Source organism: Bradyrhizobium sp. SZCCHNR1043 (assembly GCF_032489675.1).
Classification (GTDB): Bacteria; Pseudomonadota; Alphaproteobacteria; order Rhizobiales; family Xanthobacteraceae; genus Bradyrhizobium.
This window is the reverse complement of sequence record NZ_JAUEYN010000008.1, coordinates 346,327-357,128: the sequence shown is the minus strand read 5'-3', so window position 1 is coordinate 357,128 and position 10,802 is coordinate 346,327. Positions and strand designations below refer to the sequence as shown.

10 protein-coding genes are annotated in these 10,802 nt (G+C 66.1%); 7 read left to right on the top strand and 3 right to left on the bottom strand.

Features of this window, described 5'->3' with window-relative positions; translation table 11 throughout:
* From QX039_RS16580 to lepB, 4 genes are all read left to right on the top strand, one after another.
* Nucleotides 1-471, top strand: a 471-nt coding sequence (locus tag QX039_RS16580) for a slipin family protein (protein ID WP_316219515.1), incomplete at its 5' end; no start/stop codon positions are given.
* A gap of 53 nt (nucleotides 472-524) precedes the next feature.
* Nucleotides 525-1,097, top strand: coding sequence for a 2OG-Fe(II) oxygenase (locus QX039_RS16575; protein WP_316185299.1), 573 nt, complete (start codon nucleotides 525-527; stop codon nucleotides 1,095-1,097).
* Nucleotides 1,098-1,331: 234 nt separating this feature from the next.
* Nucleotides 1,332-2,675, top strand: coding sequence for an RtcB family protein (locus QX039_RS16570; protein WP_315749400.1), 1,344 nt, complete (start codon nucleotides 1,332-1,334; stop codon nucleotides 2,673-2,675).
* Between the two features lie 158 nt (nucleotides 2,676-2,833).
* Nucleotides 2,834-3,616, top strand: coding sequence for a signal peptidase I (gene lepB / locus QX039_RS16565; protein ID WP_316185302.1), 783 nt, complete (start codon nucleotides 2,834-2,836; stop codon nucleotides 3,614-3,616).
* Between the two features lie 245 nt (nucleotides 3,617-3,861).
* Here lepB and groL read toward each other — a convergent pair whose 3' ends face one another.
* Both groL and groES read right to left on the bottom strand, forming a co-directional pair.
* Nucleotides 3,862-5,502, bottom strand: coding sequence for a chaperonin GroEL (gene groL, locus QX039_RS16560; RefSeq protein WP_315714737.1), 1,641 nt, complete (start codon nucleotides 5,500-5,502; stop codon nucleotides 3,862-3,864).
* Between the two features lie 87 nt (nucleotides 5,503-5,589).
* On the bottom strand, nucleotides 5,590-5,904 hold the full coding sequence (groES, locus tag QX039_RS16555) for a co-chaperone GroES (protein ID WP_008966485.1): 315 nt from the start codon (nucleotides 5,902-5,904) through the stop codon (nucleotides 5,590-5,592).
* Nucleotides 5,905-6,283: 379 nt separating this feature from the next.
* Between groES and QX039_RS16550 the strand changes: the two genes are divergently transcribed.
* From QX039_RS16550 to QX039_RS16540, 3 genes are all read left to right on the top strand, one after another.
* Entirely contained in the window at nucleotides 6,284-6,568 is a 285-nt protein-coding gene (locus QX039_RS16550) for an usg protein (protein ID WP_315714735.1), read from the top strand.
* Between the two features lie 187 nt (nucleotides 6,569-6,755).
* Entirely contained in the window at nucleotides 6,756-7,334 is a 579-nt protein-coding gene (locus QX039_RS16545; protein WP_315737447.1) for a cupin domain-containing protein, read from the top strand.
* A gap of 221 nt (nucleotides 7,335-7,555) precedes the next feature.
* Complete coding sequence (locus QX039_RS16540) at nucleotides 7,556-9,577, top strand: acyltransferase family protein (RefSeq protein WP_315771076.1); 2,022 nt, start codon at nucleotides 7,556-7,558, stop codon at nucleotides 9,575-9,577.
* Here QX039_RS16540 and QX039_RS16535 read toward each other — a convergent pair.
* Nucleotides 9,515-10,762 carry a NupC/NupG family nucleoside CNT transporter gene (locus QX039_RS16535; RefSeq protein ID WP_315759266.1) on the bottom strand — a complete coding sequence of 416 codons (1,248 nt, stop codon included), beginning with the start codon at nucleotides 10,760-10,762 and terminating at the stop codon, nucleotides 9,515-9,517. The genes QX039_RS16540 and QX039_RS16535 overlap by 63 nt on opposite strands.
* Nucleotides 10,763-10,802 lie beyond the last annotated feature (40 nt).

Below are 10,802 nucleotides of genomic sequence, written 5' to 3'. Positions count from 1 at the left end.
CCCGATGTGGATGCGTGGCTGTACCGGCTGGTGCAGTTCGCGATCCGCGAGGCGGTGGCGTCACGCACGCTCGACGAGGTGCTGGCCGCCAAGGCCTCGCTCGATGCCGAGCTGCGCGACTACGTGCGCGCGCGGCTCGGCGGCTCGGGCGTGGAGGTGACGGAGCTCGGCGTGAAGGACGTGATCCTGCCCGGCGAGATCCGCGAGCTCGTCAACAAGGTGGTGGAGGCGGAGCGGCTGGCCAAGGCCAACCTGATCCGTCGCCAGGAGGAGACCGCGGCGACGCGCTCGCTCCTGAACACCGCCAGGCTGATGGAGGAGAACCCGCTGCTGCTGCGGCTCAAGGAGCTGGAGTCGCTGGAGCGCCTGGTCGAGAAGGTCGGCCGCATCGACCTGCATGCCGGCGACGGCGCCGGCCTCGATGCGCTGCTGACGCGGTTGGTCCGGCTGAAGGCGCCGGATGCGGCGTGACCGATAAGAGAGGCCGCCCACGGGCGGCTTCCAATCTCATGGAGGAGCGAGCGATGACTGATATCACCTGGCGAGCCGACAACATCGAGACGATCTCGAATTTCTTCGGCGCTGCTGAGTGCGAGGAATACATTCGCATGGGTGAATCGATGGGGTTCGAGGCGGCGACTTTGTTTGCGCCTCGCGGCGTGAAGGATCATCGCAACAACGACCGCGTGATCGTTGACGATGCCGATCGTGCACGAGAGCTCTACGAGCGGCTCGCCGTGCATCTGGCGCCCTCGTTTCAGCATCGCTGGACGCCGGTCGGGCTGAACGAACGGTTGCGACTTTATCGCTACGACGTCGGACAAAAGTTCGACTGGCATCGCGACGGTCATTTCGAGCGCGACAATGGCGAGCGCAGCCAGTTCACCTTCATGGTCTATCTCAACGATGACTTCGAGGGTGGCAGAACGTCGTTTTGCGACGACACAGGTCGGATGCCGGACGGTCCTTTGCTCATCACGCCGGAGAGGGGCATGGCGCTGCTGTTCCAGCACCCGATCATGCATCGTGGTGATCCCGTGACGAAGGGCCGCAAATACGTGCTGCGGACCGACGTGATGTATCGGCGGAACGTTTAGCCCGCACGAGCGTCAGCGACATGCGGGTTCTCCGGCGAAGCTCGTGAGCCCCCCCCGGATGTCGCTCCCGCCTGCGCCCTCGCGGACGGAGCCGTCGGCTCATCGGCGCTGCGTTCGTACGAACGTGACGTCGTCGACCAGTGGAGGGAGCCGCCCACGGGCGGCATCCCGCGAGGTGAACGCAGGTGGATCGGGGCACGACAAAGCTCCGGCTGGACATGTGAGAGTAGCAAGATGATCGACGGAAACACCCTGATCGCCTGGGGCTTCAAGCCCGGTCGCTGGTTCAAGGAGGGACTGGCGACGGCCAATGCGATGCGGGCCGATGGCGCCGATGATGACGCGATCTTCGCCGCGCTGCAGGAACTGCAGCCGGCGGAGACGCTGATGCGCACCAACGGCGTGCCGTTCGCGATGCTGATCGAGGCCGACAACGAGCTGGAGCGCGCCAATGTCGCGGCGGTGACCCAGCACATGGATGCGTTGATGCGGGTGCCGACCATCGTAGCCGGCGCCGTGATGCCGGACGCCTGTCCGTCGGGAACGGCGCTCGGCACCATCCCGGTCGGCGGCGTGGTCGCCTGTGAGGACGCGATCCATCCGGGCTTCCATTCCTCCGACATTTGCTGCTCGGTGGCGGTGACGGTGTTCGCGCGCAAGGACGATCCCAAGCGCATTCTCGATGCGGTTCACGCCGTGACCCATTTCGGTCCCGGCGGACGCGACCGGCTGCATCAGCCGCCCGACGAGGTGATGGCAGGGTTCGAGGCCAATCCCTTCCTGAAGGGGCTCGAGCGCTTCGCGATCGGCCACTTCGCCACGCAGGGCGACGGCAACCACTTCGCCTATGTCGGCCATCTCAGGTCGACCGGGCAGGCGGCGCTGGTGACGCATCACGGCTCGCGCGGCTTCGGCGCACAGCTCTACAAGCGCGGCATGGCGGTGGCGAAGCGGCACACCGCGATCCATGCGCCGAAGGTCCCGGAGCACAGCGCCTGGATCAAGGCGTCGAGCGACGACGGCCGCGCCTATTGGGAGGCGTTGCAGGTCGCGCGGCTGTGGACCAGGGCCAATCACCACGCGATTCACGATCTCGCTGCGGCGAAGCTCGGCAACGCCGTCGCCGACCGGTTCTGGAACGAGCACAACTTCGTCTTCCAGAAGAGCGACGGCCTGTTCTACCACGGCAAGGGGGCGACGCCGAACTGGTCCGGCTTCTCGGCTGACGATGACGGACGCACGATCGTGCCGCTCAACATGGCCGAGCCGGTGCTGATCCTGAAGCATCGCGACAACAAGGATGCGCTCGGCTTCGCGCCGCACGGCGCTGGCCGCAATCTCGGTCGGAAGGCGTTTTTGCGCGCGCATCGCCCGGAGATGCCCGAGGGCATCGATGCGCGGTTCTATTGCGGCAAGCCTGATTTGTCGGAGCTGCCGCAGGCCTACAAGAACGCGGCGTCGGTACGGGCGCAGATCGCACGCTACGGCCTCGGCGAGGTGACCGACGAGGTGATCCCTTACGGCTCGATCATGGCCGGTGACTGGGAAGCCGACGCGCCGTGGCGGAAGGGGCGGTGAAGACTCCAAATCGGTGAGGTCGCCCACGGGCGGCCTCCTGTTGACGGGGCGGCAGGCGCCGGAGGTGATCAGCGGCCGCGTGGCCGCCGGTTCATTTGGCGATTGCGCATGGCCGGGCCTTCCATCATCCTCAGGCTGTGAAGAAGGGGGGAGACGCGATGACGAGCCTGGATGCGGGTGCAATCGGGCCGAAGCGCGAGCCGTGGTGGGCGATCGCGGCGATCTTCATCGCGGGCTTCGCGCTGCTGAGCCTGCTGCTGGCCTCGCCGGTGCTGATCCGCTCCTTCCTGTATCAGCCGTTCAACATTCCTTCATCCTCGAACATTCCAACGCTTCGCGTCGGCGATGTCTTCTTCGTGTCGAAATATCCCTACGGCTACAGCCGCTTCACTTGGCCGTTGTCATGGCCTTCCTCGTTGCCGCCGTCGGCGCGTATCTGGGGCGCGACACCTGCGCGCGGTGATGTCGTCGCGTTCTTCCTGCCGAAAGACAATGCGACCGTCTATATCAAGCGCGTCGTCGGACTGCCCGGCGATCGCGTCCAGATGAAGGACGGAGTGCTCTACATCAACGATACGGCCGTCGAGCGGGAGCGCGTCGAGGATCTGACCGGAGAGGCGGCCTGCGGGGGCGATGCGAACGAGCGCGTCACGCGCTGGCGCGAGACCTTGCCGAATGGCGTGAGCTACGAGACGCTGGATTGCGTCAGCCACGGCTTCTTCGACAACACCAACGTCTTCGTTGTGCCGGACGGCCGGCTGTTCATGCTCGGCGACAACCGCGACAACTCGACCGACAGCCGCGTCCTGTCCCAGATCGGCTATGTGCCGATCGAGAACGTGATCGGCCGCGCCGCCATGATCTTTTTCTCCGCCGCCCGCGCCGAGAAAGGCGAGCCGGGCCGGATCCGTTTCGAGCGGATCGGGACGATGGTGAAGTAGGGCGGACGCGAACCCGTAGCCCCGCATGAGCGAAGCGACATGCGGGATCACCGGCGCGGTTCGTGAGACCCCGGATGTCGCTTCCGCCCGCGCCCTTCGGGATGCGGCGTGCGCTCATCCGAACTACGCATTGAATGCATCGGGGCACGAGCCCGAAACCGAGGCTGGCGATTCGACAATTCCAGTACAAACGAAAACCCCGGCGTTTCCGCCGGGGTTTCGCATTCCGTTGAGTGCGTCGGACCTTAGAAGTCCATGCCGCCCATGCCGCCGCCCGGAGGCATTGCGGGGCCGCCGGCGTTCTTCTTCGGCAGCTCGGCGACCATGGCTTCGGTCGTGATCAGCAGCGCAGCCACGGAGGCGGCGTTCTGGATCGCGGCGCGAACCACCTTGGTCGGGTCGATGATGCCCTTGGAGACCAGGTTGCCGTACTCGCCGGTCTGGCTGTCGAAGCCGTAGGCGTACTGGTCCTTCTCCAGGATCTTGCCGACGATGACCGAGCCGTCCTCGCCCGCGTTGATCGCGATCTGGCGGGCCGGGGCGGAGAGCGCCTTGCGGACGATCTCGATGCCGGTCTTCTGGTCGTCGTTCTTGGTGCGCAGGCCCTTGAGCTGCTCGGAAGCACGCAGCAGGGCGACGCCGCCGCCCGGCAGGATGCCTTCCTCGACAGCCGCGCGGGTCGCATGCATCGCGTCATCCACGCGATCCTTGCGCTCCTTGACCTCGACCTCGGTCGCGCCGCCGACGCGGATCACCGCGACGCCGCCCGCGAGCTTGGCCAGACGCTCCTGCAGCTTCTCACGGTCGTAGTCCGAGGTGGTCTCCTCGATCTGCGCCTTGATCTGCTGAACGCGCGCCTCGATGTCGGCCTTCTTGCCGGCGCCGTTGACGATCGTGGTGTTCTCCTTGTCGATCATCACCTTCTTGGCGCGGCCGAGCATGGAGAGGTTGACGTTCTCGAGCTTGATGCCGAGGTCTTCCGAGATCGCCTGGCCGCCGGTCAGGATCGCGATGTCCTGCAGCATGGCCTTGCGGCGATCGCCGAAGCCCGGCGCCTTGACGGCCGCGACCTTCAGGCCGCCACGCAGGCGGTTGACGACCAGGGTGGCCAGCGCCTCGCCCTCGACGTCCTCGGCGACGATCACCAGCGGCTTGCCGGTCTGCACCACGGCCTCGAGCAGCGGCAGCAGCTCGTTCAGCGAGGAGAGCTTCTTCTCGTTGATCAGGATGTAGGCGTCATCCATCTCGACGCGCATCTTGTCGGCGTTGGTGACGAAGTAGGGCGAGATGTAGCCGCGGTCGAACTGCATGCCCTCGACCACGTCGAGCTCGGTCTCGAGCGACTTGGCTTCCTCGACGGTGATGACACCCTCGTTGCCGACCTTCTTCATGGCGTCGGCCAGGAACTTGCCGATCTCGGCGTCGCCGTTGGCGGAGATGGTGCCGACCTGGGCGATCTCGTCGTTCGACGTGACCTTCTTGGAGTTCTTGACGAGGTCTGCAACGACCGCCTCGACCGCGAGGTCGATGCCGCGCTTCAGATCCATCGGGTTCATGCCGGCGGCAACCGCCTTGGCGCCTTCGCGCACGATGGCCTGGGCCAGCACGGTCGCGGTGGTGGTGCCGTCGCCGGCCGCATCAGCGGACTTGGAGGCGACTTCGCGCACCATCTGTGCGCCCATGTTCTCGAACTTGTCGTCGAGCTCGATCTCCTTGGCGACGGTGACGCCGTCCTTGGTGATGCGGGGAGCGCCGAACGACTTGTCGAGGACGACGTTGCGGCCCTTCGGGCCGAGCGTGACCTTGACGGCATTGGCGAGGATGTCCACGCCGCGCAGCATGCGATCGCGGGCGTCGACGCCGAACTTAACGTCTTTTGCTGACATATTGGGTTTCCCTGAGTTGAATTGGTCGTCTCACCCTGGGCAGGGCGCCCGCAGGCGCTCCTCAGGGTGAGCGTTGAGCGGGTTGGCTTAGGCGGCCTTCTTCTTCGACGCGGTGTCGGTGAGCACGCCCATGATGTCGCTTTCCTTCATGATCAGCAGCTCCTGGCCGTCGATCTTGACCTCGGTGCCCGACCACTTGCCGAACAGCACGCGATCACCGACCTGGACGTCGAGCGGGACCAGCTTGCCGCTCTCGTCGCGGGCGCCCGGGCCCACCGCGATCACTTCGCCCTGCGAGGGCTTCTCCTTGGCCGAGTCGGGGATGATGATGCCGCCAGCGGTCTTCTCTTCGGCGTCGATGCGCTTGACCACGACGCGGTCGTGAAGCGGACGGAAAGCCATACAGTCCTCCTAAGCTATTGAGGCGATTGTCAGTTTCTGGAATTTTGGCAGTCGGTGCCGGCGAGTGCCAGCACGTGGGCTGGATTTAGGGGAGAGCATTCAGCCGGACAAGGGCTTGTAGCAGAAAAATTAGCAGTCAACTGCGGGCTCTGCCAAAGCGTTCCGATAGCGTTAACGGGAGCGGAACGAACCATGAAACCCCGTATTAGCACCTGGGCTAAGTGGCTGCTAATGCAGCATTTTTCAACATGTCGTTAAACATTTAAGCTTGAGATGGGTTGAGGACATGCGTCACATTTCTTGGCAGTGAGCGCATCTTTGCCGGGTGGCTCCATCCCGGTTGGCCACACGGACATGCGCTCCAGAAACGGAGGTTGGCATGGTGTCGAAGGTTGAGGTTTCCGAGGACTTTCGGAAACAGGTGCTGGGTTACGGGCTGACGACGGCGCAGATCCTGTATCGGATGCCGGATCACCGCTCGCTGCTGCAGACCTACGTCTGGCAGAACTACGACCTGTTTCCGAAATTCCCCGCGCTGCAGGACTTCCTGGCGTTCTGGCAGGAGAAGATCGAGGGTCCGCTGTACTCGGTCACGGTGGCGCATTCCAAGCTGATCAAGCCGGCCGAGCTGCGCGCCGTCGACGGCGTGTTCCGGCTGCATTGAGGCCGACGCGTAGCCCGGGTGAGCGAAGCGATATCCGGGTTCAACGCGGACGCGCGTGAGTCCCCGGATGTCGTTTCGCTCATCCGGGTTAAGCGCTGCCTCGGCCCTGTTGAGGTCGTCGATCGGTCGAACCGCAAAGCGGCAGGTTGTGCTATCCTCGCGTGCGAGGACACGCAGGGAGAGCGCCATGGCCAAGAAGAGCCGCACCGCCAAATCAGCATCACGCGCCGCCGCGAAAGCCGCGCCGCGAAAAACCGCAAAGACAAAGCCGACGGCGAAGACCGCCTTCGCGGCGCCTGCCAAGCCGGGAAGGGTGGCGAAACCCTCGGCGCGCAAGGCGCTCGCGAGCAAGGGGCGACCAGCGCCGGCGCCGCGCCGGCGCAAACAGAAGGTCGCCATCAGCCATCACCGCGAGGAGGACTTCAAGGCCGACGGCTTGCGCGCCTATGCTGTTTACCGCGACCTCGGCATCGCCGACGCGACTCACGGGCTGGCGCGCGCGCATGTCATCCGCATGCTGCCGCCGTGCAATCCGCAGGAAGTCTCCAAGCTGCACACCCATGCGGTCGACTTCCAGATGGTCTATGTGCTCAAGGGCTGGGTGAAGAGCTACCTCGAAGGCGTCGGCGAGACGCTGATGCAGGAGGGCAGCTGCTGGACCCAGCCGCCGAAGATCCGGCACATGATCCTCGACTATTCCGACGACGTCGAGCTGCTGGAAGTGATCCTGCCGGCCGACTTCAAAACCGTCGAACTGTCGACGTAAAGCCGACAGAAATGGATGGAAACATTCGCGTGCGATGGACGGCGGTCCCATCGCGCGTGTGTGTTGACATCCGGTCTCGCATCATTGGGACGGATGGGCCGGCGACGAATCCGTAAGACGTGTTCGCCGCGGGCTTGCGTAAAGGCGTACCCGTCCCGTTGCCGCGCTTCGTCGTCCAGTTCGCTCCCACGATCCCGCGCGCGCCTCGCACGCGCGCATCGGTGCAGCCTCGCATCGCCAACGCGGGCGCCGGTTCGGCTTCAGGTGCCGCCCATCGCGAGGACATCGACTGGCTGCGCGCCATCGCGGTGCTCTCCGTTGTCGCATTCCATTTCGAGGCGCCGGCGATCTTCGGCGGCTTCGTCGGCGTCGACATCTTCTTCGTCATCTCCGGCTACCTGATCACCGGCATCATTGCCGCGGAGATGGCGGCGGGCCGCTTTTCGTTCGCGCAATTCTACGAGCGGCGGGTGCGGCGGCTGCTGCCGGCGCTCTACGCCATGGTGGCGTTCGCGGCGATCCCGGCGTCGCAGGACATGCTGGGCTCCGAGCGCGCCGAGTTCTTCCGTTCCGCGACCGCCGTCGTCACCTTCACCTCGAACATCTTCTTCTGGCAGCAGTCCGGCTATTTCGACCACGCCGCGGTCGAGAAGCCGCTGCTGCACACCTGGTCGCTCGCCGTCGAGGAGCAGTTCTATCTGGTACTCCCCGTCGTGGTCTGGGCCGTGTTGCTGATAGCGCGCGGGCGACGGCTGGCGCTGCCGGTCACGCTGGCGCTGCTGGCTGCCGGCTCGTTCGCGCTCGGTCTGCTGCTGATGCGAGGCGGCGCGTCCGCGAGTGCGTTCTTCCTCAGCCCGCCGCGCGCCTGGGAATTCCTGCTCGGCGGCCTGGTCGCGATTTCCGGACTTCCCGCACCGCGGCCGGGTTTCGCCCAGCGCGGCGCCCGCGCGCTGTCGCTGCTGCTGATGGCGGTGCCGATTCTGGCGTTGCGCCCCGGACCGGGCTTTCCCGGCGTCGACGCGCTCGCGCCATGCCTTGGCGCGGCGCTGTTCCTGTGGAGCGGCGTCGGCGTTGCCAATGTGCCGCGTAGCCCGTTGTCACCGCTCGGCGTAGCGGCGTTCGTCGGCCGCATCTCATATTCGCTGTATCTGTGGCACTGGCCGCTGTTCGCCTTCGCGCGCTTCGCCAAGCCCGGCCTGGCGCTCGACGGCTGGGAGCGGGTGGCGTTGTTCGCCCTCACGGTCGCGGTCGCCACGCTGTCCTGGCGCTTCATCGAGCAACCGTTCCGCAATCGCCAGCTCGCCGCGACCCCGCGCGCGACCTTCGGTCTTGCGGCGCTCGCGAGCCTGCTGCTGCTGGCCGGCAGCGGCGTCGGCCTGCTACGCGCTAGCGCCGTGTCGGACGCCGACCGCGCGGCGCAGCGGCTGGACGCCTACAACGCCTACGACATGAAGCCGGTCTATCGCTACGGCACCTGCTTCACGACGCCGGACGGGCGCGTACCCGGGGATTGTCTCCGTCCGGTGAGCGGTAAGATCAATGTGCTGCTGTGGGGCGACAGCTTTGCGGCCCACTACTATCACGGCCTCGCCGCGAGCATCGATCCGCAGGCCGTCAACGTCATGCAGGCGAGCCAGCCGACCTGCATGCCGACCTTCAGCGCGGAGACGCAGGGGATCGCGGCCTGCCGCGCCCTGGCAAGCCAGATGCGCGACTATTTCGTGACGGCGCGGCCCGATCTCGTGGTGATGTCGGCGGACTGGCTCGAGAACGCCCGCCCGCCGCGCTTTGCCGGCATGGTGCGCGATCTCAGGCTGACGCTGGCGCGTCTCAGCGAGGCCGGCATTGCGGTGGTGCTGCTCGGTCCCTCCGTGCAATTCCGGGCGCGGCTGCCCTCGATGCTGGCGCGCGCCACCTTGCGCGGCATGTCGCCGGATCCCGTTGCGTTCGTCCGGTCCGATATCTTTGCGCTGGATCAGGCGATGCAGGCGGCGCTGTCGACGAGCGAAGGCCTGTCCTACATCTCGATCCTGTCGGCGGTCTGCGAGAACGGCCGCTGTCCGCTCACGGTCGGCGACGTCCCGCTGTCGTTCGATCATGCGCATCTCACGGCGGAGGGCTCCCAGCTCGTGATGGCGAGGATCGTGCCGCAACTGCTGCCGATGACGACCGAGCTCAGCTCACGTCAGCAGCCCGACGATCGCACCCATCAGGCAGGTGGTGAGGGTGCCGGAGACGATTGATTTGAGGCCGAGCGCGTTGATCTCGTCGCGTCGTGTCGGAGCCATCGTACCGAGTCCACCGATCATGATGCCGAGGCTGGCGAAGTTGGCGAAGCCGCACATCGCGTACAGCATGATCAGCCGCGCGCGCGGATCGAGCGCCGTCGCATCGAGCTTCGCCAGCTCGACATAGGCGATCAGCTCGTTGAGCACCGTCTTGGTGCCCATCAGGCTGCCGGCCGTGACGGCCTCCGACCACGGCAGGCCCATCAGCCAGCACACCGGCGCCATGACGAGGCCGAGCAGCCGCTGCAGCGAGATGTCGGCGCCGCCGATGGCGGGCAACAGCGACAGGATCGCGTTGGCGAGATGCACCAGCGCGACCAGCACCAGCAGCAGCGCGACGATGTTCATCAGCAGCTCGAGCCCGGCGCTGGTGCCCTTGACGATCGCGTCCATCGTCGAGGTGGCCTGCGTCTCCTCGCCGAGCGCGCCGCCGGTGAGTTGCTTCGACGTCTCCGGCACCATGATCAGGCTGATCAGGATCGACGCCGGCGCGCCGAGCACCGAGGCGATGACGAAATGCGCGGCGGCATCCGGGATCAGTGGCGCTAGCAGCGTGGCGTAGAGCACCAGCACGGTGCCGGCGATGCCGGCCATGCCGCCGGTCATGACGAGAAACAATTCGCTGCGTGTCATCTGCGCCAGATACGGCCGGATGAACAGCGGCGCTTCCACCATGCCGAGGAACACGTTGGCGGCGGTCGACAGGCCGACGGCGCCGCCGACGCCGAGGGTGCGCTCCAAGAGCCATGCCATGCCGCGCACCAAGGGCGGCAGCACCCGCCAGTAGAACAGCAGCGTGGTCAGCACGCTCATGACCAGCACGATCGGCAACGCCTGGAAGGCGAGCACGAAATCGGCGCCGGGCGCCTTGAGGTCGAAGGGCAGGGCGCCGCCGCCGACATAGCCGAAGACGAAGGAGGTGCCGGCCCGCGAGGCCGACGAGATGGCGCCGACGACCTCGTTGATGGCGCCGAAGGCGCGGGCAACCGCGGGGACCTTGAGCAGGACGAGCGCGGTCAGGATCGTGACCACGAGGCCAAGCGCGGCCTGCTTCAGCGACACCGCGCGCCGGTTCTCGCCGAGCGCCCATGCGATCGCGAGCAGCGCGACGATCCCGAACCCCGATTGCAGCTGCAGCATCAGATCCCCCGAACCCCGTTTCATTATGAGCGCAGGGAAC